Annotated in this window: 20 protein-coding genes, 1 tRNA gene and 1 pseudogene; 17 read left to right on the top strand and 5 right to left on the bottom strand. The window is 65.6% G+C overall.

What is annotated here, in order from left to right; all coding sequences use genetic code 11:
* Window positions 1-168: 168 nt before the first annotated feature.
* From SOM61_RS11820 to selB, 8 genes are all read left to right on the top strand, one after another.
* Window positions 169-2,052, top strand: coding sequence for a patatin-like phospholipase family protein (locus SOM61_RS11820; RefSeq protein WP_320474279.1), 1,884 nt, complete (start codon window positions 169-171; stop codon window positions 2,050-2,052).
* A 161-nt stretch (window positions 2,053-2,213) separates the two neighbouring features.
* Window positions 2,214-2,555 carry a hypothetical protein gene (locus SOM61_RS11815; protein WP_320474278.1) on the top strand — a complete coding sequence of 114 codons (342 nt, stop codon included), beginning with the start codon at window positions 2,214-2,216 and terminating at the stop codon, window positions 2,553-2,555.
* 134 nt (window positions 2,556-2,689) lie between these two features.
* Complete coding sequence (gene fdnG / locus SOM61_RS11810) at window positions 2,690-5,761, top strand: formate dehydrogenase-N subunit alpha (RefSeq protein WP_320474277.1); 3,072 nt, start codon at window positions 2,690-2,692, stop codon at window positions 5,759-5,761.
* A 3-nt stretch (window positions 5,762-5,764) separates the two neighbouring features.
* Window positions 5,765-6,694 carry a formate dehydrogenase subunit beta gene (fdxH, locus tag SOM61_RS11805; protein WP_320474276.1) on the top strand — a complete coding sequence of 310 codons (930 nt, stop codon included), beginning with the start codon at window positions 5,765-5,767 and terminating at the stop codon, window positions 6,692-6,694.
* Between the two features lie 10 nt (window positions 6,695-6,704).
* A complete protein-coding gene (locus tag SOM61_RS11800) occupies window positions 6,705-7,349 on the top strand; it encodes a formate dehydrogenase subunit gamma (RefSeq protein WP_320474275.1) in 645 nt (214 codons plus the stop codon).
* A 15-nt stretch (window positions 7,350-7,364) separates the two neighbouring features.
* Window positions 7,365-8,384, top strand: coding sequence for a formate dehydrogenase accessory protein FdhE (gene fdhE / locus SOM61_RS11795; protein ID WP_320474274.1), 1,020 nt, complete (start codon window positions 7,365-7,367; stop codon window positions 8,382-8,384).
* 2 nt (window positions 8,385-8,386) lie between these two features.
* On the top strand, window positions 8,387-9,838 hold the full coding sequence (selA, locus tag SOM61_RS11790; protein WP_320474273.1) for an L-seryl-tRNA(Sec) selenium transferase: 1,452 nt from the start codon (window positions 8,387-8,389) through the stop codon (window positions 9,836-9,838).
* Between the two features lie 18 nt (window positions 9,839-9,856).
* Entirely contained in the window at window positions 9,857-11,773 is a 1,917-nt protein-coding gene (selB, locus tag SOM61_RS11785) for a selenocysteine-specific translation elongation factor (RefSeq protein ID WP_320474272.1), read from the top strand.
* On the opposite strand, the gene SOM61_RS11780 is transcribed toward selB, so the two are convergent.
* Together SOM61_RS11780 and SOM61_RS11775 are read right to left on the bottom strand one after the other, a co-directional pair.
* Window positions 11,735-12,325 (bottom strand): PEP-CTERM sorting domain-containing protein, encoded by a 591-nt coding sequence (locus SOM61_RS11780; RefSeq protein WP_320474271.1) that lies wholly within the window; start codon window positions 12,323-12,325, stop codon window positions 11,735-11,737. The two genes, selB and SOM61_RS11780, sit on opposite strands and share 39 nt — an antisense overlap.
* 23 nt (window positions 12,326-12,348) lie before the next feature.
* Window positions 12,349-14,592, bottom strand: a pseudogene (locus SOM61_RS11775) (phosphocholine-specific phospholipase C).
* Between the two features lie 181 nt (window positions 14,593-14,773).
* Between SOM61_RS11775 and udk the strand changes: the two are divergent.
* The 4 genes from udk (at window position 14,774) to SOM61_RS11755 (ending at window position 16,431) form a co-directional block, all read left to right on the top strand.
* Window positions 14,774-15,451, top strand: a complete 678-nt coding sequence (gene udk, locus SOM61_RS11770; protein ID WP_320474270.1) for a uridine kinase — start codon at window positions 14,774-14,776, stop codon at window positions 15,449-15,451.
* Window positions 15,452-15,483: 32 nt separating this feature from the next.
* Window positions 15,484-15,579, top strand: a tRNA-Sec gene (locus SOM61_RS11765).
* A gap of 22 nt (window positions 15,580-15,601) precedes the next feature.
* The gene (locus SOM61_RS11760) at window positions 15,602-16,048 is read left to right on the top strand and encodes a glycine cleavage system protein H (protein WP_320474269.1); all 447 of its coding nucleotides are present in this window, start codon (window positions 15,602-15,604) and stop codon (window positions 16,046-16,048) included.
* Entirely contained in the window at window positions 16,045-16,431 is a 387-nt protein-coding gene (locus tag SOM61_RS11755; RefSeq protein ID WP_320474268.1) for a DsrE family protein, read from the top strand. Before SOM61_RS11760 ends, SOM61_RS11755 begins: the two co-directional genes overlap by 4 nt.
* On the opposite strand, the gene map is transcribed toward SOM61_RS11755, so the two are convergent.
* From map to SOM61_RS11740, 3 genes are all read right to left on the bottom strand, one after another.
* The gene (gene map / locus SOM61_RS11750; RefSeq protein WP_320474267.1) at window positions 16,428-17,201 is read right to left on the bottom strand and encodes a type I methionyl aminopeptidase; all 774 of its coding nucleotides are present in this window, start codon (window positions 17,199-17,201) and stop codon (window positions 16,428-16,430) included. The two genes, SOM61_RS11755 and map, sit on opposite strands and share 4 nt — an antisense overlap.
* Window positions 17,198-17,410: a ParD-like family protein gene (locus SOM61_RS11745; RefSeq protein WP_123068662.1), complete on the bottom strand. Its 213-nt coding sequence runs from the start codon at window positions 17,408-17,410 to the stop codon at window positions 17,198-17,200. Before SOM61_RS11745 ends, map begins: the two co-directional genes overlap by 4 nt.
* Window positions 17,411-17,540: 130 nt before the next feature.
* Window positions 17,541-20,765: a di-heme oxidoredictase family protein gene (locus SOM61_RS11740; protein ID WP_320474266.1), complete on the bottom strand. Its 3,225-nt coding sequence runs from the start codon at window positions 20,763-20,765 to the stop codon at window positions 17,541-17,543.
* A 306-nt stretch (window positions 20,766-21,071) separates the two neighbouring features.
* Between SOM61_RS11740 and SOM61_RS11735 the strand changes: the two genes are divergently transcribed.
* The 5 genes from SOM61_RS11735 (at window position 21,072) to cyoE (ending at window position 24,540) form a co-directional block, all read left to right on the top strand.
* A complete protein-coding gene (locus SOM61_RS11735; protein WP_414674973.1) occupies window positions 21,072-21,404 on the top strand; it encodes a DUF2946 family protein in 333 nt (110 codons plus the stop codon).
* Window positions 21,405-21,520: 116 nt separating this feature from the next.
* Complete coding sequence (locus tag SOM61_RS11730; protein WP_320474264.1) at window positions 21,521-22,135, top strand: SCO family protein; 615 nt, start codon at window positions 21,521-21,523, stop codon at window positions 22,133-22,135.
* 30 nt (window positions 22,136-22,165) lie between these two features.
* Window positions 22,166-22,639 (top strand): copper chaperone PCu(A)C, encoded by a 474-nt coding sequence (locus tag SOM61_RS11725; protein WP_414674972.1) that lies wholly within the window; start codon window positions 22,166-22,168, stop codon window positions 22,637-22,639.
* A 160-nt stretch (window positions 22,640-22,799) separates the two neighbouring features.
* Window positions 22,800-23,489, top strand: a complete 690-nt coding sequence (locus SOM61_RS11720; protein WP_320474263.1) for a hypothetical protein — start codon at window positions 22,800-22,802, stop codon at window positions 23,487-23,489.
* Window positions 23,490-23,610: 121 nt separating this feature from the next.
* Complete coding sequence (cyoE, locus tag SOM61_RS11715) at window positions 23,611-24,540, top strand: heme o synthase (RefSeq protein WP_320474262.1); 930 nt, start codon at window positions 23,611-23,613, stop codon at window positions 24,538-24,540.
* Window positions 24,541-24,575: the final 35 nt, after the last annotated feature.

Here is a 24,575-nt window from a genome sequence, read left to right as displayed (position 1 = left end):
ATGAAATCGTTATCATCGCGTCGCTTTTTTACGTCGTTGACAGGCCGGACGTGGAACTGCGAGAGGCGCCAACTGCCTAAAAGCGACAGGTCGGCGTTTTCTGGTGCCTGTGTTTGAACCATGGGCGAATGCCCGCCTCGATTGTCGATTCGGACGAGGGAGGACATAATGCCTGTCAAAAACATCGCCATCGCCTGCCAGGGCGGAGGCAGTCACGCGGCCTATGCCGCCGGCGCCTTGCCGGTGCTGCTGCCGCAGTTTCGCAACGCCGAGCTCGCGACCAGCGAGGGGCGGGCAATGCTGGCCCAGGAACCCGGAGAGGTGCTGCGCCTGACCGGCATCAGCGGCACCTCGGGCGGCGCCATCAGTGCCTTGCTGGCCTGGTATGGATTCCTGCTGGGCGGCCCGCAGGCGGCCAAGGCCGGGCTCGAACGCTTCTGGGATGCGAACTGCGCCATCGCGCCCGGTGAACGCCTGCTGAACGACATCGGCCAGTGGGCCGGCAGCCTGGCCCAGGTCGACCTCAAGCTGAGCCCCTATCTATCGCCGCTGCGCGAGATCGAAACCTTCGCCACGGCCACCTGGCCGATGCTCACTGCCATGTGGCCGCCGCTGGGCGGCTGGATCCGTGGCCCTTATTTCCAGCTGCGCGAGTCGATCGCGCCGCACGTCGATTTCGACCTGATCGGCGCCATCGGCGACTTTTGCAGCATTCCGCGAGAGATCAAGCGCTGGCAGGCGATCGCCCTCGAGGCGCGCATGGCCGATGCGCCGCCCGAGCGCGAGCGGTTGCAGGCCCGCCAGGCCGCGATCGAGCACGACCTGCGGGCCCGGCTGGCCTCGGGCGGCTGGATCGCGGCCTGGTCGGAGGCGCACGAGCTGGCGCCGGGCACGCTGTTGCGGACCACCTTCGATGGCCTTCAACTGCCCGAGCTGCGCTTCGAGCCGGACGCCCTGGGCAGCCTGGCGCATGCGGTGCGCGACGCCGCCCGCTCGCTCCCGCAATTGCTGATCGGCGCGGTCGATATCGACAGTGGCGCCTTCGTTGCCTTCAGCTCCGAGCGGGCGCCGATCGACGCCGGCATCACCCTCGACGCGGTGGTGGCCTCGGCCTGCCTGCCCTGGGTCTTCATGGCCCAGTCGATCCAGGCGCTCGACCCGGAGACCCACGAGCCGCGCCGCATGGTGTGCTGGGATGGCCTGTTCTCGCAAAACCCGCCGATCAAGAATTTCGTCTCGTCGGGCGTCGATCCGGTCAAGAAGCCGGACGGGCTCTGGATCCTGCAGATCAACCAGGACCGCTACGACTTCAGCGGCAAGGTTGCCGGCCCGGGCAGCGCCCAGTCGGGCGACGAGCTGTGGCACCGCCGCGATACCTTGTCCGGCAACCTGTCGTTGAACCAGGAAGTGGCCTTCATCGAAGCCGTCAATGCCCGTCTTGACGATCCGGGCCAGCGCTTCCGTCCCCACGACAAGCCGATCGAGGTGGTGCGCATCGTGCTTGACGGCGAGGCGGTGGGCGGCGCGGTGCGCAAGGAGCTGGGGCTGTTCTCCAAGTTCGACCGCGACCCGCAACTGGCACAGGCCCTGCTGGCGCACGGACGGGAGCAGGCCGGGCGCTACCTGGCGCTGCGCGCGCAATCCGGCGCCTTGTGGGAGGCCCTGGCCGGGCAGGTGGGCATGATGGGGGCCAGGCCCAGCGACCGCCTGGCCCAGGCCATGCCCTATCTGCCGGGCCATGCGCGCATGGCCGGCGGCCTGGTGGCGCCGGACGTGATCACGATCGAGGGCGCCGGCCAGGCCAGCCTGCGCTGGCATGCGAGCGAAGCCGAGGTCGAGGGACATCTGGTGCGGATGAAGGGGAGCACGCTGCTGCGCATGGGCGAGGAGGGCTGGAGCCTGGCCGAGACCCGCCTGCTCGATGTCGAGGAGAGGGTGGCGCCGGCGGCCACTGCGGGCCAGGGTGAAGCGGCGGCGGGGCCAACCCCGGCGGCGCGGCGGCGTGTGGGTGGCGCGCGCAAGGGCGATGGCAGTGAAACGTCTTTACATTAGCGGCAGCCCGGCGATGCTAGCACGACAAGCGCGGTTCAATTCTCACCTAAAGTCACGCAGGAATTGTATACATTGCGTAAAATACTTATTTGTAGCGTTCATCAATTCATATATATTTCCGATATATCTCACGGCCAACGGATATTGCAATGCAACATACCATGTATATTAAAAACCGCACCCTGCTCAGCGCAGGCATGTTGGCCGCCGTCCTCGCCCTGTCGGCGTGCGGCAAGAAGGCCGACGTCGAGGCCTCCCCGGCCCCGACAGATCCGGCATCGCCGGCAGCAGTCGCCACCCAGAACCCGGATCCACATGCCGGCATTGTCGCCGAACCGACCACGTCGCCGGAAGCCATTCCGGGCACAGGTCCGGGAGAGGGCGGCACCGCGATCGGCGGCGTGGTCGCTGGCCAGGATGCAGGCAAGCCCCGCGACAGCGGTGCTTCCGAACCGACCGGTGGCGATGGCGCCACCCAGGCAACGACGCCGCCGGCCAAGTAACACAACCGGCGACGTAGCAAGGCGCGCACGCCACCTGACGGTGGCAGCGTCGCGATCGGATCAGCATGCCGGGGCGTTGACCCCGGCACATCCTTTTGCGGCGTGCGCAATCCATTACTAGTAGGAGAACCTAGATGGGCATGAATCGTAGGCAGTTCCTCCGCGTAAGCGGTGCGGGACTGGCCGCGTCCACCATCGTCGCGCTCGGCTTTTCGCCGCTGCCGGCAATGGCCGAGACCCGGCACTATAAACTGGCGAAGGCCAAGGAGACGCGCAACACGTGTCCGTACTGCTCGGTGGGCTGCGGCCTGCTGATGTACAGCATCGGCGACGGCGCAAAGAACGTCACCTCGGACATCATTCATATCGAAGGCGACCCGGATCACCCGGTGAACCGCGGCACCCTGTGCCCGAAAGGCGCAGGCCTGCTCGACTTCGTGCACTCCCCGAACCGCCTCAAATATCCTGAAGTCCGCGAGCCGGGCAGCAAGGAATGGAAGCGTATTTCGTGGGACCAGGCGATGTCGCGCATTGCCAAGTTCATGAAGGACGACCGCGACGCCAACTTCATCGTCAACAACGCCGAAGGCAAACTCGTCAACCGCTGGACCAGCACTGGTATGCTGTGTGCGTCCGCGGCGAGCAACGAAACGGGCTACATCACGCACAAAGCGATGCGTTCGATGGGCATGCTCGTCTTCGATAACCAGGCTCGCGTTTGACACGGACCTACGGTGGCCGGTCTGGCCCCGACGTTCGGACGAGGAGCGATGACCAACCATTGGGTTGACATCAAGAATGCCGATGTAGTACTGATTATGGGCGGCAATGCCGCCGAAGCTCACCCTTGCGGTTTCAAGTGGGTGATCGAAGCCAAGCATCACAATAAAGCCAAGCTGGTCGTGGTCGACCCGCGCTTCACGCGTTCGGCCGCCATGAGCGACTATTACGCGCCGATCCGCGCTGGCTCCGACATCGCCTTCCTGGGCGGCGTCATCAATTATCTGCTGAGTAACGACAAGATCCAGACCGAATACGTCCGGAGCTATACCAATGCGTCGTTCATCGTCGGTCCCGACTTCTCGTTCGAAGACGGTATCTTCTCCGGCTACGACGAAGCCAAGCGCCGCTACGACAACAAGTCGTGGGGCTATGCCATGGGTGAAGACGGTTTCGCCAAGGTCGATCCGACCATGCAAGACCCGAATTGCGTCCTGCAGGTGATGAAGCGCCATTACTCGCGCTACACCCCTGAGCAGGTCAGCAAGATCACCGGTACCCCGGTCAAGCAATTTCTGAAAGTCTGCGAGTACATCTCGTCGACCGCCGTGCCGGGCCGCGCCATGACGATCATGTATGCGCTGGGCTGGACCCAACACAGCCAGGGCAGCCAGATCATCCGTACCGGCGCCATCATGCAGCTGCTGCTGGGTAACGTCGGCGTCGCCGGCGGTGGCCTGAACGCACTGCGCGGCCACTCCAACATCCAGGGTCTGACCGACCTGGGCCTGCTGTCGAACTCGCTGCCGGGCTATCTGTCTCTGGCAACCGACAACGAGCAGGACCTGGAGACCTATTACAAGCCGCGCGCACTCAAGCCGCTGCGTCCGAACCAGATGAGCTACTGGCAGAACTATCCCAAGTTCTTCGTCAGCCTGCAAAAAGCCTGGTGGGGCGATGCCGCGACCGCGGAAAACAACTGGGCCTTCGACTACCTGCCGAAGATCGACAAGCTGTACGACGTGCTGCAGGCCTTCGAGCTGATGGGTCAAGGCAAGTTGAACGGCTACATCTGCCAGGGCTTCAATCCGGTTGGTTCCTTCCCTAACAAGAAGAAAATCATCGCCGGCCTGTCGAAACTGAAATTCCTGGTGACGATGGATCCGCTCAATACCGAGACTTCGGAATTCTGGCAGAACTTCGGCGAGTCGAACGACGTCAATCCGGCCGAGATCCAGACCACCGTGTTCCGCCTGCCGACCACCTGCTTCGCCGAGGAAGACGGTTCGCTGTCGAACTCGTCGCGCTGGCTGCAATGGCACTGGAAGGGCGGCGAAGCGCCGTACGAAGCCAAGCCGGACATCGAGATCATCGCCGACCTGTTCACCCGCATGAAGAATGCGTACATCAAGGATGGCGGCGCCTTCCCTGATGCGATGGTGAACCTGGCCTGGCCGTACAAGATTCCGCACAGCCCATCGGCTGAAGAACTTGCTAAAGAGTTCAACGGCAAGGCGCTGGCCGATATCCCGGATGCCAAGGACCCGAGCAAGATCATCCTCAAGAAGGGTCAGCAGGTGCCGGGCTTCGGCGTGCTGCGCGACGATGGCACCACCGCCAGCGGCTGCTGGGTATACGCCGGTTCGTGGACCGAGGCCGGCAACCAGATGGCCAACCGCGACAATGCCGACCCGTATGGCGTGGGCAATACGCTGGGCTGGGCCTGGGCATGGCCGGCCAACCGCCGCGTGCTGTACAACGCGGCATCGGCCGATCCGTCCGGCAAGCCGTGGAATCCGCACCGCAACCTGATCTCGTGGAATGGCACCAGCTGGACCGGTTCCGATATTCCGGACATCCGTCCCGATGCCAATCCGGGCGACGAAGACCGCGTGCAGCCGTTCATCATGACGGCCGAAGGCGTGTCGCGCCTGTTCGCGCCGACCGGCATGGCCGAAGGTCCGCTGCCTGAGCACTACGAGCCGTTCGAGTCGCCGTTCCCGGTCAACCCGATGCACCCGAAAAACCCGAAAGCCCGTGCCAACCCAGCGGCGCGCGTGTTCAAGGGCGATATGGAAGCATTCGGCACCGCGAAGGACTTCCCGTACGTCGCGACCAGCTACCGCCTGACCGAGCACTTCCACTACTGGACCAAGAACGTGTTGTCCAACGCGATCATCCAGCCGCAGCAGTTCGTGGAAATCGGCGAGGAACTGGCCAAGGCCAAGGGCATCAGCAATGGCGATATGGTCAAGGTGTCGTCGATGCGCGGCTACATCAAGGCCAAGTGCGTCGTCACCAAGCGCATTCCGCAGCTCGATTGCGATGGCATGAAGGTGGACACGGTGGGCTTGCCGAACCACTGGGGCTTCGTCGGTTTGACCAAGCCGGGCTTCCTGGTGAACACGCTGACCCCGTTCGTGGGTGATGCGAATACCCAGACGCCTGAGTTCAAGTCGTTCCTGGTCAATATCGAAAGGATTTAAGTCATGTCTTCACTACAATCTCTCGATATCGCAGCGCGGTCGGCCACCACGGCGACCGTGCCCGTGGCCAGGACCCACAAGCCGGAAGTGGCCAAGCTGATCGACGTCACGAGCTGCATCGGCTGCAAGGCATGCCAGGTGGCGTGCATGCAGTGGAACGATCTGCGCGACGACGTCGGCGACAACAACGGTACCTACGACAACCCGCGCGACCTGACGCCGCAGTCGTGGACGGTCATGAAGTACTCGGAAATCGTCACCAAGACGGAAGACGAAGGTGACCGCCTGGAGTGGCTGATCCGCAAGGACGGCTGCATGCACTGCGACGAACCGGGCTGCCTGAAGGCCTGCCCGGCGCCGGGCGCGATCGTCAAGTACACCAACGGCATCGTCGACTTCATCAGCGAAAACTGCATCGGCTGCGGCTACTGCGTCGCCGGCTGCCCGTTCGACGTGCCACGCATCAGCAAGGTGGACTCGAAGGCCTATAAGTGCTCGCTGTGCGCGGACCGCGTGGCAGTGAACATGGAACCGGCTTGCGTCAAGATCTGTCCTACCGGCGCCATCCGCTTCGGCACCAAGGAAGACATGATCCATTACGCGTCGGATCGCGTGGTCGACCTGAAGGAGCGCGGTTACCAGAACGCAGGCCTGTACAACCCGGCCGGCGTCGGCGGCACGCACGTGATGTACGTGCTGCAGCACGCCGACAAGCCGACCCTGTACGCCGGCCTGCCCGAGAACCCGACCATCAGCCCGACCGTGGCGCTGTGGAAGGGCGTGGCCAAGCCGCTGGGCGTGGCCGCGATGATCGGCGCCGCCGTGGCTGGTTTCTTCCACTACATGAAAGTGGGTCCGATCGAGACCCATGTGGACGAGCCGCCAGTGCAGCCGACGCCTGACGCAGATCAGCGCGAAGATACGCGCGTTTAAGGAGAAGAACATGTTTATCACTCGCTATCGCGACCGCACGCGGATGAACCACTGGGCCGTGGCCCTGCTGTTCATCTGCGCGGGTCTGACCGGGCTGGCATTGTTCCATCCTTCGATGTACTTCTTCAGCGTCTTCTTCGGCGGGGGCTACTGGACCCGTGTGCTGCACCCGTTCTTCGGGCTGATGATGGTGCTGGGCTTCGTGTTCCTGTTCTTTGCCGTGGTACGCGACAACTTCTGGACCCGTGCCGATACGGAATGGGTCAAGAAGGCGCCGAAAATGGTGACCACCGGCGACGAGCACGACATGCCGCCGGTGCACAAGTACAACGCCGGCCAGAAGGGCGTGTTCTGGGTGTTCGCCATCAGCCTCGTGCTGCTGCTGATCACCGGCTTCATGTTCTGGCAGCCATGGTTTGCGGACTTCTTCCCGATTCCGCTGCGCCGTGTCGCCATGCTGGTGCATGCGGTGGCGGCCCTGGCGCTGGTGCTCAGCGTGATCGTCCACGTGTACGCCGCCATCTGGGTCAAGGGCTCGTTCCGCGCCATGACCCGTGGCACCGTGCATGAGGACTGGGCGAAGTCGCACCATCCGCTGTGGTATAAGGAAGTCACGCAAAATACGCGAGACAACGCCACGCGCACGAAACGTTAAGGACATCACTGCTCTATGAGTGTTACCAAAGCAACACCGCTGCTCAGCCCGGAAGAAATCGCGGTCCGGTCCGGGCAGCAGATGCCCTACCTGCACCTCCCGGTGCGGGCGGAGCTCTTCGCCACCCGTGAAACCCGCCTGCGTCAGCTGGCGGCAGGGCATGCGATGCGCGACTTCATGCTGTTCGCCGCCGAACTGGCGCACGTCCAGCATGAAGTCCTGCAGGACTATCCCGAAGTTGCGCTGCCCAGCGACGACGACTTGCTGGCCGCCGGCCGCGCCGCCCAGGCGCCGCTGCCGGCGCCGCTGTGGCCGCGTGACCCGGCCTGGCGTGGGGCCATGCGCCGCATGCTGGAGCTGCTGGTCCCGCGCCTGGCGGGCAGCCCGGCCCAGGCGGCCGTGCAGGCCTTGCTGGCCGCCGGTGACGACCATCTCGAGGGACAAGCCGAACTGCTGCTGCAAGGCGCAGCCGGCCTGGACATGAGTGCGGCGCCACTGGTGGCGGCCGGCCTGCAGGTCTACTGGACCCATATGGTGCTGGAAATCCAGAAAGCCCACGGCGCGGCGCGCCAGGAACCGTTCGGGCGCACGCTCGACGTGACCTTGTGCCCATGCTGCGGCAGCTTGCCGACCTCGTCGGTGACGCGCCTGGATGCCGGTGGTAGCCACTTCCGCTACCTCAATTGCGCACTGTGCTCGACGCAGTGGCATATGGTGCGGGTCAAGTGCAGCCACTGCCAGAGCACCAAGGGCATCCACTACCATTCGCTGCAGGCGGTGGCCACCGATGGCGCGCAGGAAGATACTGCGCAGGCATCGGTGCAGGCCGAAACCTGCGACGAGTGCGGCCACTACCTCAAGATCGTGCGCATGGAGAGAGATCTCCACGTCGATCCGGTGGCCGACGACGTGGCGACCCTGACACTGGACATCCTGGTGTCGGAGGCGGGCTTCCAGCCACATGGCGTCAACCTGCTGCTGCTCACGGGCGGCGAGGACGACGCTCCGGAAAACGATCAACCAGGGAGTCATTGACCATGTCGCTTGACGAGTCCGTGGTCCACGGCTCGAAGGCGACAGTCAAGGATCTGCCTTCGATCGATAAACTGCTGCGCCTGCCATCCGTGCAGGCGCAGGTTTCCGCTCACGGCCATGCCTTGGTCGCGGCGGAAGCGCGCGCGCAGGTCGATAGCCTGCGCGCGCAGGCCCTGGCCGGCGTGCTCTCCGCGAGCGCGCTGCGGCCGGAGGCGCTCGGCCAGATGCTGGCCGGGCGCATTGCCGAACGCCTGGCGCCGAAGATGCGCCGCGTGATCAACCTGACCGGTACGGTCATCCATACCAATCTCGGACGCGCCGTCCTGCCGCAAGCGGCAATCGACCACCTGGTCGCGATGATGGCCGGCCCGAACAACCTCGAATACGATCTGGCCAGCGGCTCGCGCGGCGATCGCGACAGCATCGTCGAAGGCCTGCTGTGCGAGATCACCGGCGCCGAGGCGGCGACCGTGGTCAACAACAATGCCGCCGCCGTGCTGCTGTCGCTGGCCGCCCTGGGCGGCGGGCGCGAGGCGATCGTCTCGCGCGGCGAACTGGTGGAAATCGGCGGCGCTTTCCGCATGCCCGACGTGATGGCCAGCGCCGGCGCCCACATGGTCGAAGTCGGCACCACCAACCGCACCCACCTGGCGGACTACGAACGCGCGATCAACGAGCGCACCGCGCTCTTGATAAAGGTCCACACCAGCAATTACGCGGTGCAGGGCTTTACCAGTTCGGTGTCCGAAGCCGAACTGGCGCCATTGGCGCGCGCCCGCAACGTGGCCCTGGTCAGCGACCTGGGTAGCGGTTCGCTGATCGACATGGGCAAGTACGGCCTGCCGCAGGAACCGACGCCGCAGCAGATGCTGGCGGCGGGCTGCGACGTGGTTACCTTCTCGGGCGACAAGCTGCTGGGTGGGCCACAGGCCGGCCTGATCGTCGGCTCGAAGGAATTCGTCACGCGCATCCGCAAATTTCCGATGAAGCGCGCGCTGCGCCTGTCGAAACTGCCGCTGGCGGCGCTGGAAGCGACCCTGCGGCTCTACCTGCAACCCGAGCTGCTGCTGCGCGAACTGCCGACCCTGCGCTGGCTGACGCGCACGCAAGAGCAGGTGGGCGCGACCGCGAACGCCATCCTGACGCCGCTGCGCGAGGCGCTGGCGCCGCGCTATACGGTGACGCTGGAGACGATGGTGAGCCAGATCGGTTCCGGTTCGCTGCCGATCGACCGCCTGCCGTCGAGCGGGCTGGCGATCGCGCCGAACCTGGCCGGCAAGCGCGGCATGGGCACGGCGCTGGACGCCCTGGCCGAAGCGCTGCGCGAGTTGCCGTTGCCGGTGATCGGCCGCATCGCCGACGACCGCCTGCTGCTCGACTGCCGCTGCATCGACGACCCGGCTGAGCTGCTGGGGCAACTGGGCGCACTGCGCGCGGCGCTGGTCGAAGCATAAGAAAGTAAAGGATTTCACATGATCGTCGGCACTGCCGGACATATTGACCACGGCAAGACCGCGCTGGTGCGCGCGCTCACCGGCATCGACGCCGACCGCCTGCCGGAAGAAAAAAAGCGTGGCATCACGATCGAGCTGGGCTACGCCTGGATGCCGCTCGAGGATGGCGGCCGCATCGGCTTCGTCGACGTGCCGGGCCACGAAAAACTGGTGCGCACGATGGTGGCGGGCGCCAGCGGCATCGATTTCGGTCTGCTGCTGATCGCGGCCGACGACGGCCCGATGCCGCAGACGATCGAGCATGCAACCATCTTGTCCCTGCTGGGCGTACGGCGCGGCGCGGCCGTGATCACCAAGATCGACCGCGTCGATGCCGAGCGCCTGCGCGCGACCGAGGCGGCGGTCGCCGGCCTCTTGGCCAGCGCCGGCCTCGAAGATTACCCGGTGCTGCAGGTGTCGAGCATCCGCGGCGACGGCATCGATGCCTTGCGCGCACTGCTGGTGGACGCGCTGCATACGGCGCCTGGCGACGGCGTTCCCGGCGCGGGCTTTCGCATGGGCCTGGACCGCGCGTTTACCCTGGACGGCGTGGGCACCGTGGTCGCGGGCAGCGTCTCGGCTGGCAAGGTCGCCATCGGCGACGGCTTGTCGCTGGCCACCACGCCGGACAAGCAATACCGGGTGCGCAGCCTGCAGGTGCATAGCCGCGCCGCGCAAGAGGCGCATGCGGGCCAGCGCTGCGCCGTCGGCCTGGCCGGCCTGGAACGCAGCGACGAGCTGCGTGGCCAGGTGCTGTGCGACCCGGCCATCGCGCTCACGACACAGCGCATCGACGTCTGGCTGCAGGTAGCGGCCACCGAGGAGCGCGCGCTGCGTTCGGGCACCCTGGTGCATCTGCACGCGGCGACCCAGGATTGCCTGGCCACCGTGGCGGTATTGGGCCAGCCATCGATCGCGCCGGGCGGCGCGGCGCCGGCGCAGCTGGTGCTCCACAAGCCGGCCAACGTCTGGCACGGCGACCGTTTTATTCTGCGCGACGCCTCGGCGATCCGCACCGTCGCCGGCGGGGCGGTGCTCGATCCGCTGGGCTTGGCGCGCTACCGCCAGACGCCGGAACGCCTGGCCTATCTGGAAACCCAGCGCGCCGACGATCCAATGACCCGTCTGCTGGGTGCGCTGGTGCAGGCGCCGTATGGCGTCAACGGTGCGACCTGGCTGCGTAGCTCAGGGCTGGCGGCGAGGCCATTCGACCTGGCGAGCGTGCCGGATATCGTGGTCGGCGGCGGCGGCGAATGGATTGTTTCACGCGCACGGCTGCAGGAGAACGAGGCCGGCCTGCTGCGCGTGCTGGGCGACTTTCATGCGAAATACCCGGACGAGATCGGCCCCGACCTGCTGCGCGCGCGCCGCCTGGCCGCGCCGCGCATGCCGGAGGCGCTGTGGCTGCAGCTGACCGAACACATGATCGCGGCCGGCAGCATCAATCGCCGCAACGGCTTCCTGCACCTGCCGGAGCACGGCGTGGCCTTGCGTGCGGCCGAGCAGGTGGTGGCGGAACATGCTCTGCCGAAGCTGCTGGACGGCCGCTTCGATCCGCCGTGGGTGCGCGATATCGCCCAGACCGCGCGCCTGCCCGAAGTACAGGTGCGCCAGGTGCTGGGCCGCATGGCGCGCGGCGGCGACGTCTATCAGATCGTGAAAGACCTGTTCTACCACCCGGCCGTGATGCAGGAGGCCGCCGACCTGGTGCGCCGCCTGGCGCACGAGGATGCCCAGGGCCAGGTCACGGCGGCGCGTTTCCGCGACGAGACGGGCCTGGGCCGCAAGCGTGCGATCCAGATCCTGGAGTTCTTCGACCGGATCGGTTTCTTGCGCCGGGTCGGCGACGTGCACCTGTTACGGCCGGGGACCTTGCTGTTTCCGCCGAAGGACTAGCAGGCCGCCTACGCCGGCCAGCAGCAGGGCCGGCATGCCCGGTTCCGGCACCTGTGTGGCATCCACGAAAGTGAAGTCGTCCATCGCGTAGGAACCCTGAGCGCCGGTGCGCACGATCACCGAATCGATCGCGCCATTCCAGCCGGCGTCGAGGAAGGCCGACGTGCTCGATAGCTGCAGTGCCGCCGAGCTGGCAACCAGCTGGCCACCGAAGTAGAGGTCGAAGCGCACGCTGCTGTCCTCATACCCCGAGAACCACGCGCCGTTGAACACCGTCGGCGCCAGGAAGCGGATGGTGCTCGCGATCGGCCCACCGTCGATCCAGTCGGTCGTCACCTGGCCCAGGCCCGAATGTGGCGTGAAGGGCTTGCCGTGCGCAGTGAACACGTTCAGGCCTGACGCCGACCAGTCCAGGCCACCGTAGTTGCCGGGCACGGCGGCGAAGCCGTCGGGACCGACGATGTCGTCGAAGTTCAGCACGGCGGCCGAGGCGAAGGGGGCGCACAGCGCGATGGCGGCGGCGAGCGCGAAGTTGCGAATGATCGATTGCATGAGAATTCCTTTCAATAGTGTGTTCAGGCGCGGCCCAGCGCCGGGTCGCTGACCGTGTGGCGGCCGGTCTCGACGCGGCCGGCGAAGCGGCGCAGATAGTCGGGTTGGCCGGATACCGTGGCGCTGAAGTCGTACCAGTAATCGTTGCCCGCCACGGGAATGCGCACGGTCAGTTCGGTGCGCGGCGCCAGCGTGTGCTGCTGTCGAAGCTGTGCATACGCGTTGGCGCCCAGGACGAAGGTGCATGGCGCCGCGCCGGTGTTCACCAGGCGCAGCACCAGTTCGCCGGTAGCGGCGTCGCAGCGCACCTGGACCTCGGGCCGCGGCTGGCCCGCCGCCACGGCGCGCAGCGCGCTGCCGGTGTAATGGCGGTGATAGCCGTTCGGTCCCAGCACCCACAGGTCGTAGGCGCCGCCAACGGCGGGCGTCCAGACGTCCGCCAGCGACTTGCCCGCTTCGACCGTGTAGCGGCGCGGGATGGCGGCCAGGTTCTTGCGGTCGTAGACGTGGAACACGGCGCCCTGGCGGCCGCTGTTGATGAAGGTCAGCGCCACCCGCGCCGCGGCCATCGTGGCGCCGGGCTGGATTTCGAAGGTGGTCGCAAGTTCATACGGCAGCGCGCGCTACGGCCGGGTGCCCGCGGCCTGCACGGGCATCTGCGGCGTGGCCGGCGCTGGCACCTGCGGCAGGCGCTGCTGCGCGGCGCGCAGGGCATCGGCCTCGCCCTTGCTCTTGCGGCCGGTGAGCACCGGCAGCGCTTCATCGTTGGGCGACACGAAGTTGAAGGCGCTGGTCAGGTCGCCGCACACCGCGCGGCGGAACGGGCTGATATTCGGCTCCTTGACACCGAAGCGCGCTTCCAGGAAGCGCAGCACCGAGGTGTGGTCGAACACCTGCGAGTTGACCCAGCCGCCACGGCTCCAGGGCGAGATCACATACATCGGCACGCGCGGGCCAGGGCCGTACACCCGGCCGTCCGGCGCCGGCTGCTTGTTGCTGCCGGGAGGGCGCGAATGCGTGTAGTACTCGTGCGTCAGGTCGCCGGCCGCCAGCGTGGTCTTGCCGGCGTAGCCGCCCTTGCCGTCGGGCGAGGGCGCCGAGGGGGAGGGCACGTGGTCGAAGTAGCCGTCGTTCTCGTCGAAGTTGACGATCAGGACCGTCTTGCTCCAGACCTCGGGGTTGGCGGTGAGGGCGTCCAGCACCTCTTGCAGGAACCAGGAGCCCTGCACCGGGCTCGATGGGCCGGGATGCTCGCAGTAGATCGACGGCGCGTTCATCCATGCTACCTGCGGCAGCTTGCCTTCGCGGATGTCGCGCTTGAAGGCGTCCAGGTACTGTTCAGGCCGGGTGCCGGGCAGGGTGTTGGCGATGCCCTTGTAGAGCGGATTGTTGGCGTTGTCGGTCGCCGCGTCATAGGCCTTGTAGGGCAGCGGCTGGCCAGTATTGGTGTAGGGCTGGCTAGGTGCGCCGCCGCTGGAGACCGGATAGCCCGAGGCGATATTGGCGCGCCTGAACTGGCGGAAGGCGCCCAGCATATTGTCGCCCCACTCGTCGGGCATGTTCTGGTAGCTGATCCAGCTGACGCCGGCAGCCTCCAGGCGTTCGGCATAGGTGGTCCAGGTGTAGCCGGTGTTGACGCCGGCGGCGACGCCATCGATCGCATCCCATTCATTGGTGACGAAGGCGGTGCCGGTGGGTACGGCGCCGTTGGTGCCGGTCAGGAAGAACGAGCGGTTGGCGTCGGTCCCGGTGTGCATGGAGCAGTGGTAGGCATCGCACAGGGTAAAGGCATTGGCCAGCGCGAAGGCGAACGGGATTTCGCTGTCCTTGAAGTAACCCATCGAGATCGGGTTCTTGTAGCGCGGCCACTGGTCCATGCGGCCGTTGTCCCAGGCCAGCTGGCTGTCGAGCCAATCGTGCGGCGTGCCGTTGGCGCGTTGGGCATTGCCCTTGCTGCCGTCGAGGTGGAACGGCATCATCAGGTTGCCGTTGCCCATGCGCTGCTGCCACACGTTGCGGCCTTCGGGCAGGGGGATCGGGAAGCGGTCGCCGAAGCCGCGTACGCCGGCCAGGGTGCCGAAATAGTGGTCGAAGGCGCGGTTCTCCTGCATCAGGATCACCACGTGCTCGACGTCGCGGATGGTGCCGGTGGCATTGTTGGCGGGGATGGCGAGCGCGCGCTGGATGGCGGGCGGGAAGGCGGCGTAGGTGGCGGCGGCGATGCCGGCGCGGGCACTGCTGCTCAGGAATGTGCGGCGTGAAGTCATGAGATCTATCCGGGAATAGGTGTTTGCGATTGGGCAACAACAATTGCCGCGTTATGTTGTTGTGCCGATATTGTTTGCAACTTCGCCAAGGTAAGCGATGTGCATGACGATGTAATGACATGCCGATGCATGCAGCCCGTCGCCCCTGTCGAAACCCACGCCGCTCCGGTATCATGGCGGGATGAATCAGAATCCTTCGCAACCCTTTGTACCCTTTGTCATTGGCGTGGCCGGCGGCAGCGGCAGTGGCAAATCGACGGTGACGCAGCAAGTGCTGTCGTCGTTCGGCACCGATCTCGTTTCCGTCGTCATGCAGGACGACTACTATCGCGACCAGACCCATCTCACCATGGAAGAGCGGCGCGAACAGAACTACGATCACCCGCATGCCTTCGACTGGCCGCTGCTGGTCGAGCATGTGCGCGCCTTGCGCAACGGCGAATCGATCGCGATGCCGATCTACGACTTCACCGTGTCCAACCGTACCGACCAGACCATTCCCGTCAAACCGGCCCCGGTGATCGTGATCGAGGGCCTGTTCGCCCTGTACGATGCCGACCTGCGCGACATGATGTCGCTGAAGATCTTCGTCGACACCGCGCCCGACGTGCGCTTCATCCGCCGGCTGCAGCGCGACGTCGCCGAACGCGGCCGTTCGCTGGACAGCATCGTCGGCCAGTACATGGACACGGTGCGTCCGATGCACAAGCAATTCATCGAACCGACCAGGCGCAGCGCCGACATGATCCTGCCGCACGGCGCAAATGGCCCGGCGATCGACGTCATCACGACCAAGGTGGCGAGCGTGCTCGGCAAACTGCAGATCCTCGAGCGTCGTTCCAGCCCGCCACTGGATTGAATTGCCCGCACGCGGTAAAATGCGGGCTCTTCGGAAGGAAATCGTCCCTGGTGGGGCGGCTGGGCTTCAAACCCAGTTGGTGGCGCCATGCGTCGCCGGGTGGGTTCGACTCCCGCATCCTTCCGCCATGATTTTCTCTTCCTCGCTACCATGCTCATCCTCGGCTTCGACTATCCGGACGACTGCTACTTCGACCTCGAGAACGATATGTGGTGCCGCGACCTGGGCGAAGGCCGCATGCAGGTCGGCGTCAGCGCCTTCGGCGTCAAGATCAGCGGTAATTATTTCTATATGTGCCGGCCGAAGTCGGTCGGCACCGAGCTCGAGCAGGGCAAGACCATGGGTGTGGTCGAGCTGAGCAAGACCGTGGTGACGATCAAGACGCCGGTCTCCGGCACCGTGGTAGAGATCAACGAACTGCTCGAAGACAAGCCCGAACTCATCAACCAGGACCCGTATGGCAAGGGCTGGATCTGTGTGATCCAGGCCAGCGACTGGGAGCGCGACCGTGCCAGGCTGGCACATGGCGCCACCCTGGCCGAACAGGCCGAGCACCGCATGCGGCTCGAGCCGAGCGACGACTGGATCAAGCCGTGAACACGGCAGCGCGCGGGCTGGCCATCCTGGTCTGGTCCTGCGACCTGTCGCGTCCCGAACTGCTCGCCACGCCCTTCATGACCGCCCAAGCTGCGGCGGCGCTCGATATGCGGGTCAAGATGCTGTTTTCCAGCCAGTCGGTGCTGTGGCTGCTGGCTGAGAATGCGACGCGCCTGACCGGCTTCGGCGCCGAGCAGTGGCCGATCTCACGTCACCTGGAGGCGAGCGCTGATCTGGGCGTGGAGATCCGCGCCTGCACCCAGGCGCTGCATGCCAGCGGCGCCGACCGTCCGGCGCTCGCGCCGCACTGCGCCGGTGTCGAAGGCATGGTGTCCTTTGTCGAGCAGGGCAGCGCGCCGGGCTGGCGCATGCTGGTGTTCTAGGCGGCGACCATTGCCCGCTCTTCCGGACGCAGGGTAAGTACCTCCACGCCGCTCGCCGTCACCGCGACCGTATGCTCGAACTGGGCCGATAATGACCCGTCGCGCGTCACGACAGTCCAGCCATCGTCCTCGGTGCGCACGCTGCGTCCGCCCCGGTTGAGCATGGGCTCGATGGTGAACACCATGCCCTCGCGCAGCTTGAGGCCCGCGCCTTTCGACCCGAAGTGCAGCACCTGCGGTTCCTCGTGCATCTCGCGGCCGATGCCGTGGCCGCAATACTCGCGCACCACCGAACAGCCATTGCGCTTGGCGTGGCGCTCGATCGCATGGCCGACGTCGCCCAGGGTGGCGCCGGGCCGCACCGCGCGGATGCCTTTCCACATCGCCTCGTAAGTCGTCTGGACCAGGCGGCGCGCGGCCAGGTCGACGTCGCCGACCAGATAGGTCTTGCTGGAGTCGGCGATATAGCCGTTCTTTTCGAGCGTGATGTCGAAGTTCACGATGTCGCCGTCCTTCAGGATGTCGATCGTCGACGGCACGCCGTGGCAGACCACGTGGTTGATCGACGAGTTGAGCACGAAACCGTAGTCGTACTGGCCCTTGCTGGCCGGCCGTGCGCCGAGATGGTCCACGATGAAGCGTTCGACGAACGTGTCCACCTCGAGGGTCGTCATGCCGGCCAGGGACAGCTGGTCGAGCATCCCGAACACGGATGCCAGCAGGCGGCCCGACTCGGCCATCAGCGCCAGTTCATGCGGTTGCTTGGTCATGCCGCGCTCAGGGTCAGGGGCGGCGCCGAGACGCCGGCGGCGGCCAGCTCGCGCTGCACGATCTCGTTGAAGCTGAGGGTGGGATTGGTCTCGCACAGCATGCCGATCTTGATCCAGAACGCGGCTTGCGCGTTGATCGAGCGGCAGGAAACCTTGGTGGCGAGGCGGACCTGGTCGTGCAGGTCGTCTTCGATGTTGACAATGCCCATGATATTGCTCCTATATGATTCGTATATTTATTGTATACGTTTCATATATCGAGTCAACCCTGGCGATGAGATGAAAAATGGCGCCGGGATCGCTCCCGGCGCCTTTCAGCTTAGCCTTGCGGCGTTCAGCTTACAGCGAGCGCAGGAAAGCCAGCAGCTCGTCGCGCTGGGCTTTCGCCAGCTTCGCGAAGCGGTTGCGGGCCGCGGCGGCTTCGCCGTCGTGCCACATGATCGCTTCGGTCAGGTTGCGCGCGCGGCCGTCGTGCAGGTAGCCGACGCTGCCTTCGCGGTCCAGCACCTTTTCGGTGTAGCCCAGGCCCCACAGCGCCGGCGTGCGCCACATGCGGCCGCTGGCCTGGCCTTCCTGGTAGTCGTCGGCGAGGCCGGAACCCATATCGTGCAGCAGCAGGTCGGTGTAAGGACGGATCGTCTGGTCGCGCAGTTCCGCGAACAGGTGGTTCGCGCCGGTCTTCATCGACGCGGTGTGGCAGGCCACGCAGCGCATCGCCTCGAACAGCTTGGCGCCGGCGGCGACCTGGCGGCTGTCGACGTCCAGCTCCTCGATGGCCGACACGCCTTTAGGGAAGCCGCTCGGCAGGCTGCGCTGTGCAGGCACGGCCAGCAGGGCCAGGTAGTTCGAGAGCTGCTGCAGGTCGGCTTCCGAGATGCCGCGCTGCTTCGGCGCCGAGGCGCAGCCAGCCGGGTTGCTGTCGCAGCTGCGGTTCGGATAGACCGGCGAGGTCACTGCCATGTCCTGCAGCAGCGCGCTGGCAGTCTGGTGACGCAGCGTCGCCTTCGACGCCTTCCAGCCGAAGCGGCCAATGTGCACCGCACCGGTCTCGGGATCGAACACGAAGTTGGCCACGCCCTTGACGCCGTCCTGGTCAGGCACGCTGCGCACGCGCGCCAGGATGTCGGCCTCGGGCACCGCTTCGAGCAGGCCGGTGCCGATCATCGGCTGGGCGGCGCGCAGCGACACCGTGTCCGGGGTCGGACCGTCGAACACCAGTACCGGCTTGCGCAACTGCACGTCGGTGCCGTCGGCCAGCTTGACGGTGCGCGTTTCGAACTCCTTCACGCGCACGCCGCCCCAGTTCTGGGGCGTGCCGGCCGCGGTGGAGGCGTTCATCTGCACCGTCGTCCCGTAAGTCGGGTGCGGCAGCTGGGTGCCGTCCGCCGCCGTTTTTGCGACGCGCACAGCCATGGTGTCCAGGCGGCGACCGACTTCCGGTGCAGCGCTGCGGCCGTTATTGGTATGGCAGGCGATACAGGCCGACTGGCTGAAACGCTGGCCCTGGAGTCCGACCACGTTCGGATGCGGATCGTTGCCCGGCTCGTTGTGCTTGCCCGTGGTGAAGTTGGTGTGCACCAGGCGGCGTCCCTCGACGAAGCGCTGCATGTTCTGCATGCCGGTATTGTTATGCGGCTGCTGGAACATGAAACTGCCGTTGTCGCTGTAGTTATAGGACACAGAGCCGATGCCGCCCGACAGGGTGTCGAAGGGCAGCGGTGCGTTCATCAGGCGTGGCTGCACGCCATACCATGGACGCAGACCCTGGCCGACCACATAGGTCCACTCGTTCGAGTAGTAGCGGATGCCGCCGGAGTCGCCCTTGGCCTGCATCGCCGCAGTGGTCGAGAACATCGAGGGCGAGATCTCGACCACGTCGCCGGCGACAAGCGGACGGGCCGGAACGCTGCGGCCGTTCGGGAAGCCGTCGGAGTTCAGCTCGGCGTGGCCCGGATAGGTCCAGTGCTGCAGGGCGCAGTCGCCATTGGCCAGGTTCGCGTTGTACAGCGTGTTGTTGCGTGGATACGGCGTCGGCGGGCAGATCGCGACCTTGTCGTTGATCAGCTGGCCCGGATTCATCCAGCCGAAGCCGGTGTCGCCCGGCCGGTCGAAGGCGCGGAAGAACGCCACACCACCCGGCAGGAAGTCCACCAGCGTGTACTGGTTGACGATCAGGACCGGACGGGTGTTGTTTGCCACGCGGCTGCGGTCGATGACCTCGACGCCCCAGGTGCGGTTCTGGTGGTACTGCGGCACGAAGGTCAGGTGGCGGCCGGGCGCCGGGTTGACCGGCTGGCCGGTAGCGGGATCGACCGTCCTGTTGGGGCCGTAGCCGATCTCGTTCCATTCCTCGCCGCGTTCGCGTCCATGGCGGTCCTGGACGCGGGCGCCGAAGCGCGTCACCAGGGTGCCGTCGGGCAGCGTGAACTGGAGCGACTCGATGGCGTCGTTCGAGCCCGGCAACGGCGTCCAGCCATTGCCGCTGGCCGGGAATGCCTGCGCCGAGGTTGGCTGTTCGGGGATGGTGTTGTCGCTGCCCGGTGTCTTGAACTCGACTTCCCACAGCGAGTAGCCGTATTGCGTCGCGCGCATCAGGCCTTGCAGGCGGACATGCTTGGCGACGATATTGAGGTTGAAGAACTCCTCGACCCCGCCCTGGCCCTTGTCGACGATGCGCAGGTCGGTCCAGTTGACGTTGTCGTTCGACGTCTGCAGCTTGTACTGCTTGGCGTAGGAATTCTCCCAGTTCAGCTTGATATAGCCAATAGGGGTCGGGGCGGCGAAGTCGAACTGGATCCAGCCGCCGTTGCCATCGGCCTGATGGCTGGCCCAGCGGGTGTTCGGCTTGCCGTCGATCGCCATCGAGGCGCTCATGCCGCCGTTCTCGGGGCGTGACGAGGTCGCGCCTGCCGCCTTGATTGGCACGCCAGGCTTGCTCAGGTCGACCGGGACCTCGGGTGCGGGAGCGGGCTCGGTCGGCGCGTCGGGGTCAAGCGGCGTGCCGGTGAAGGCCTGGATCTCGAGGATCGAATAGCCATACTGCCCGGCGCGCTCGGCGCCTTTCACGCGCAGGTAGCGACCCTCGCCGGCGAAGCCTTTCAGGTCTTCGACGCCGCCCTGGCTGTCGGTCACGGTCTTGATCGTGGTCCAGCTGTCGCCGTCCTCGGAGACCTGCAGCTCGTATTTGCGGGCGTGCGCGTTCTCCCAGTCGATGCGGACACGGGTGATCACCACGCTTTCCGCGAACTCGAGCACGAGTTCTTCTTCATTCGTGAACTTGCTGCCCCAACGGGTGTTTCGGTCGCCATCGATGGCGAATTTGGCGTCGAGATCGTCTCGCTCGCGCGAGGTGGCGGTGGCGCCGGTCGGGGTGAGGGGCATTTCCGGCCCCTCGGCCGTTGCTGAAAAGGCCTTGAACAGGCTCTTGCTGGCGCTTTGCATGGAAGACATGGGCGATTCGCCATCTCCACCACCGCCGCAACCGGCAAGCAACATCGTGAGCGCGAGCGTCAGGCCGGGCATGCGGTAGCGGCCTGAGGACTGCCCGCGAGGCAGTAAGTTCATTTGATACTCCTTGGTCATCAATTTTTGATTGGGATCCTGCGCAGGCGGCAACCGCCATCCGCACTGCGCAGGCCGTGCTATTTCCGCGTGCCTGTGGCCGAGTTCTCGTACCTCCCCCCTTGGTACCAAGGGTTAATTGCTCTAAGGCAACTTTTAACGTTAAGATATCCGGCGCGTCAATACCTGTCAAGGGCATGCGTCATGATCTACACTATGGAAGAGCTTTTGGATGCAGCTTTTGGCGTTGACGGAAGTGAAGGTCATCACCAATAATCGAAGGTCATGCACATCTTGCGCACATCGTCGATGCTGGTCCGATTGGTCCTGGCCTGGTTCGTCCTCACCCTGGGCGCTGCCAGTGCGGCCCCCATGGTGCAGCCGGTCGCGATGGCGCTGGTCTGTTCCGAGGGCGGCGTCAAGGTCGTCCTCATCGACCGCGACGGCGCCGCCGTGCACGCCAAGGGGCATACCCTCGATTGCCCACTGTGCCTGCCCGCCGCCGTCCCGCCGCTGCTGGCGGCGCCGTGCGTTCCGCCGCCGCCGCCGGCCGCCGCCGTGGTGCACGTGCCTGCCGCCTTCCACGTCGCCGCCACTGTCGGCGCACCGCTGCCGCCACGCGGGCCGCCCGCACACTCCTGACCTTGTTCTACCGGCTGCAAGGCCGGCGCAGTCTTTACGCGCGCAGCGCGGCGTAGCCCATGGAGGTTTGCGCCTGCACATCGCGCGCTCATCCAGAAGTATCCAGGAGTAGCAAGATGAATCAACGAGTTTCAAGCATCACCTCGCGGCGCGCCTTCGTGCTGTCCGGCACGACCCTCGCGCTGGGGCTGCTTGCCGGCTGCAGCTTGGGCAGTTCGGTCAGTTTCAACGGCACCGACATCACCGGCGCCGATTTCGGCCGCGATTTCCGTCTCAAGGATCCGACCGGCCAGGAACGCACGCTGGCCGACTTCAAGGACAAGGTCGTGCTGGTGTTCTTTGGCTTTACCCAATGCCCGGACGTGTGCCCAACCGCGCTGGCGCGTGCGGCCGAAGTCAAGACCCTGTTGGGACCGGACGGCGACCGCCTGCAGGTGCTGTTCGTCAGCGTCGACCCGGAGCGCGATACGCCCGAGGTCCTGAATGCCTATACGGCCGCCTTCGATCCGACTTTCCTCGCCCTGTACGGTGACCAGGAGCGCCTGGCCGAGACCGCAAAGGAATTCAAGGTCATCTACCAGAAAGTGCCCACCGGCGATTCCTACACCATCGACCATACCTCGGTCACCTATGCCTTTGACACCAAGGGCAAGCTGCGCCTGAAACTCTCGCACAGCCAGTCGGCGATCGAGTACGCTGCCGACGTGCGCAAGCTGCTGCATGCCGCTTGAGTCATCCCAATTCAAATCAAGGAGAACACCATGAACCATTTCATCCGCACTGTCGTTGCTGCCGCCATGCTGGCGGCCGTAGCTAGTTCCGCCCAGGCCCAGGCCAACGTCACCGTCAAGGACGCCTGGGTGCGCGCCACCGTTCCCCAACAGAAGGCGACCGGCGCCTTCATGCAGCTGCATGCGGCCAAGGACAGCAAGTTCGTGTCGGCCAGCTCGCCGCTGACGCCGACCGTCGAAGTGCACGAGATGGCGATGCAGGGCGACGTCATGCGCATGCGCCAGGTGCAGTCGGTCGACCTGCCGGCCGGCAAGACGGTGGAGCTGAAGCCGGGCGGCTATCACATCATGATGATGAACCTGAAAGCCCAGGTGAAGGAGGGCGATACCGTGCCGTTCACCCTGGTCTTCGAGGGCAAGGATGGCAAGCGCGAGCAGGTCGAGATCCAGGCGCCCGTGAAGGCCCTGAACAGCGCCGCCAAGCCGGCCCACGCCGGCCATTGAAACCGCGATCCCACAGTGCGATCGTTGACGTGAAAACAACAACCATCGGTAGGAGTTCTCTGTGAACCAATCGTGCGCGTGATGCCGCTTCGTACAATCGCCAGATTGCCGACAGGTCTTCCGACAAGGAGCACCGCGGCCTCATGCGATTGGAGCGGATATGCGACGAAGTACATCGTGGTTGCCGGGCGGGCAAGGCGAATGGGCGCTGCTGGCAGCGCTTGCCGCCTGCTATCCGGCCAGCCTGGTGTTGCCCGCGGCCTGGGCGCGCGAGGGTGGCCTGCTGGAAAGCCTGCAGGTGGTCGTGCTGTGCGCCGGCAGCACGCTGGCGCTGCTGATGTATGTGCGCACCCGGCCGGCGCGCGTCGCCATGCTGGCGCTGTGGGTCGTGCCGGTCTGGCTGTTGCTGGCCGGGCGAGAGCTCAGCTGGTGCAGGGCATGGCTGCCTGACCGCTCCACCGCCGCCGATACCACGGCGGCGATGGCGCTGTGGTTCCAGCCACTGGCCAGGCCCGGCGCCGCCGTGCTGCTGGCGCTACTGGTGCTCAGTGCGGTTTACTACCGGATCGACGGGCCGCTGCGGGCCGCGTTCGCCCGGCGCATGCCCTGGGTGAAGCTGGTGGTCGTGCTGGCCGCCGCCATGGGGTCGACCTGCGCCGAGGGCCATATGTCTTGTCATCTCGACAGGGTGCTTGCCAGCGCCCAGACGTTCGAGGAATTGTGCGAGCTGCTTGCCTACGTCGCGTTGTTCATGGTCCAGCATGTGGTTTTCATGCATCAAATGCCGGTAAAACGTGTGCCGGTGTGGTGCATACGGCCACGGTCGCGCCGGAAGAAGTGGGTTAATTAACCCAAATTTCATAGCATATACGGCAACTGGGACATTTTGCCCGTATGTGTGCACCGCGATTTCCTCTAGGATGTCGGGTTTTGGGTAAGGACCGCCATCTTCGCGCCGCGGTCGAGCGATCATGTCGAACGTTAAAGTTATAGATTTGGAAACGGCAGACCCGGGCGACGGCGCCGCTGCCGGCCTGGCCGCCTACTGCTTGCAGTACTGGGCGCTGACCAAGCCGCGCGTCACGATGCTGACCGTGTTCTGCGCCGTCATCGGCAGCCTGCTGGCCAGCGATGGCTTCCCCGGCTGGGGCGTGCTGCTGTACAGCGGCGCGGGCATCTGGCTGCTGGCCGGCGCCGCTTTCGCAGTCAATTGCCTGCTCGAAGCGCGGATCGACGCCCGGATGGCGCGCACCGCGCGCCGCGCGACCGCCAGCGGCAGCCTGGGACCGCTGCAAACCGTCGTGTTCTCGCTGGTGCTGGGTGGCGCCGGTGCGGCGCTGCTGTATACCCGGGTCAATCCGCTGACGATGTGGCTGACCCTGGCGACCTTCGTCGGCTATGCCTTCATCTACACGCTGCTGCTCAAGCCAAATACCTCGCAGAACATCGTGATCGGCGGCTTCGCCGGCGCCATGCCGCCGGCGCTGGGCTGGGCCGCGGTCGCCAATGCGGTGCCGATGGAAGCCTGGTTGCTGGTCCTGATCATTTTCTTGTGGACGCCGCCGCACTTCTGGGCGCTGGCGATGTACCGCCGCGACGACTACGCGCGCTCCGGCCTGCCGATGCTGCCCGTTACCCACGGCATGGCGCATACCGGCCTGCAGGTGTGGCGCTACAGCCTGGCGCTGGCGGCCGGCACCGCGCTGCCGTGGGCGGTGGGCATGAGTGGGATCGTGTACCTGGTGGCCGCCTGTGCGCTGAACGCCGTGTTCCTGCGCTACGGCTGGCTGGTGCACAAGCGCTATAGCGACCAGATCGCCCGCAAGTCCTTCGCCTGGTCGATCATGTACCTGGCGCTGCTGTTCGCGGCACTGCTGCTGGACCATTACATCGCCCTCTGAAAATTGCCATTAGGTAAATTGTCAATTTGAGTACG

Source organism: Massilia sp. CFBP9012, from assembly GCF_034045115.1.
In the GTDB taxonomy this organism is placed as follows: domain Bacteria; phylum Pseudomonadota; class Gammaproteobacteria; order Burkholderiales; family Burkholderiaceae_D; genus Telluria.
Note: the sequence above shows the minus strand (reverse complement) of the source record. Positions and strands in the feature narration are given on the sequence as shown.

Bases quoted from the DNA above. Each gene is read 5' to 3' on its own strand.
- SOM61_RS11725 (WP_414674972.1), top strand. From the start codon at position 22,166: ATGAACCATTTCATCCGCACTGTCGTTGCTGCCGCCATGCTGGCGGCC.
- fdhE (WP_320474274.1), top strand. From the start codon at position 7,365: ATGAGTGTTACCAAAGCAACACCGCTGCTCAGCCCGGAAGAAATCGCG.
- SOM61_RS11735 (WP_414674973.1), top strand. From the start codon at position 21,072: ATGCTGGTCCGATTGGTCCTGGCCTGGTTCGTCCTCACCCTGGGCGCT.
- cyoE (WP_320474262.1), top strand. From the start codon at position 23,611: ATGTCGAACGTTAAAGTTATAGATTTGGAAACGGCAGACCCGGGCGAC.
- fdxH (WP_320474276.1), top strand. From the start codon at position 5,765: ATGTCTTCACTACAATCTCTCGATATCGCAGCGCGGTCGGCCACCACG.
- SOM61_RS11820 (WP_320474279.1), top strand. From the start codon at position 169: ATGCCTGTCAAAAACATCGCCATCGCCTGCCAGGGCGGAGGCAGTCAC.
- SOM61_RS11730 (WP_320474264.1), top strand. From the start codon at position 21,521: ATGAATCAACGAGTTTCAAGCATCACCTCGCGGCGCGCCTTCGTGCTG.
- map (WP_320474267.1), bottom strand. From the start codon at position 17,201: ATGACCAAGCAACCGCATGAACTGGCGCTGATGGCCGAGTCGGGCCGC.
- selA (WP_320474273.1), top strand. From the start codon at position 8,387: ATGTCGCTTGACGAGTCCGTGGTCCACGGCTCGAAGGCGACAGTCAAG.
- selB (WP_320474272.1), top strand. From the start codon at position 9,857: ATGATCGTCGGCACTGCCGGACATATTGACCACGGCAAGACCGCGCTG.
- SOM61_RS11760 (WP_320474269.1), top strand. From the start codon at position 15,602: ATGCTCATCCTCGGCTTCGACTATCCGGACGACTGCTACTTCGACCTC.
- SOM61_RS11780 (WP_320474271.1), bottom strand. From the start codon at position 12,325: ATGCAATCGATCATTCGCAACTTCGCGCTCGCCGCCGCCATCGCGCTG.
- SOM61_RS11815 (WP_320474278.1), top strand. From the start codon at position 2,214: ATGTATATTAAAAACCGCACCCTGCTCAGCGCAGGCATGTTGGCCGCC.
- SOM61_RS11740 (WP_320474266.1), bottom strand. From the start codon at position 20,765: ATGAACTTACTGCCTCGCGGGCAGTCCTCAGGCCGCTACCGCATGCCC.
- SOM61_RS11745 (WP_123068662.1), bottom strand. From the start codon at position 17,410: ATGGGCATTGTCAACATCGAAGACGACCTGCACGACCAGGTCCGCCTC.
- SOM61_RS11800 (WP_320474275.1), top strand. From the start codon at position 6,705: ATGTTTATCACTCGCTATCGCGACCGCACGCGGATGAACCACTGGGCC.
- udk (WP_320474270.1), top strand. From the start codon at position 14,774: ATGAATCAGAATCCTTCGCAACCCTTTGTACCCTTTGTCATTGGCGTG.
- SOM61_RS11720 (WP_320474263.1), top strand. From the start codon at position 22,800: ATGCGACGAAGTACATCGTGGTTGCCGGGCGGGCAAGGCGAATGGGCG.